The 1367-nt window shown below is 61.4% G+C and carries 1 protein-coding gene; it reads right to left on the reverse strand.

The features are described from left to right. On the reverse strand, window positions 1-1367 hold a 1367-nt coding region (locus tag GGQ89_RS19815; RefSeq protein WP_184107209.1), incomplete at both ends, for a polysaccharide deacetylase family protein.

The raw sequence follows: 1367 nt of genomic DNA on the forward strand, positions 1-1367 counted from the left end.
GGTGCGGCGGGCGTGTCATTCGCGGCCGAGGCGGATACGAAGCTCACGCCGGTAGGGGCGACCGTTGGCGGGGGCAGAAGGCCGGTAGGGACACTTGCGCCGCCATCGCGCGCCCAGATCTGGCTCAACGTCATGCAATCCAGACGCCCGGCATTTTGCCTGCTGGCCAGCTCATTCATCTGGTCTGTGAAAAGCTGGGTGTCGCTGTCGACGGCTGCGCCGCCAGGGATAATGCTATGGGTATAGAATATGACCGTCAGCCCGAGCAGCTCAGCACGATCGAGGACGGTCTTGAATTGAGCGAGGGTCAGGCTGTGCAAGGCGTTTCCGAAGACGAACATCCCCCGATCGCCGAAGCCAAAGCGAGTGTGCATCCCCCCTTGTGCACGGGTGGTGCGCATCAGCTTCATGCCCATGACGTCGCGGTAATAGACCGGCAGCTTCATGGTGTAGAATTCGGGCGACGTGTCCTCGAATTTCATCGGCTTCGTCTGTGACGGCACGTTTGCGCTCAGGGTGACTTGCGTCGAGCTGTCCACCGAAACGACGGTCGTGATGGGCGAATTGGGCACGTTGTGGCCGATGGCCCGCATCCCTGCGACGATGCCGCTAGTCGAAGACATCGTGACGACTGCCGTACCCGAAGACGTGACGGAAGCTACAAAGACACGCGCCGATGGCGGGTTCGACTCGATCTGCCCACCAGTCCAGCAGCCATGCTCATTGCCGCGCGTAATGCCGTTGGCGGCCGCCAAATCCTTGTTCTGTTGCAGGCTGGCACCTGCTGCGGCCAGCGTGCCGAAGGTGGCGGTGATATTGTCATTGAAAGTGCTGTCGAGGTTGACGTCCCAGCCGTCCGCATACGTCTCTTTGATCCTGGGCATATCGAAAGCCGAGGAATTGGAGCTCGTCGTGCCGACGAAATTGACGCCCGCCGGAATGCCCAGCGATTTCATCAGGGGATAGGCGAAAGAATACTGGGTGGGCTTCAGATCGTCGAAGACGATTGCGACGGTCGCCCGGCCACCTGCCTTGCCCAGAAGAGCATCGAATTTCGCCACCTTCGAATGCGGAATGTCGCCGGTAGGGCCGACAGCGACGCCCACGGTGCCGCCACCAGGTGAGCTGAGGGCCGCGTTGTCCGAGACATGCATGCACCCCCACAGCTTGCCCATGAGGATCGGCGACGGGGTCTCGTACATCGTGCCGAATGACGGGCCAGCCTGCAAAGCGCCGAAGCGCTTCAGCACCACTGCGAGATCACCCGTCTGTCGACCGGCATCCATTCCAGCATCGCCAAGAACAGCAATGGTGCCGAGCAGGCTGGTGTCGAAGCTGCCGATATTATTCTTGGTCGCGGTCGCGCC

Origin of the sequence: Sphingomonas yabuuchiae, assembly GCF_014199595.1 — a bacterium.
GTDB lineage: Bacteria > Pseudomonadota > Alphaproteobacteria > Sphingomonadales > Sphingomonadaceae > Sphingomonas > Sphingomonas yabuuchiae.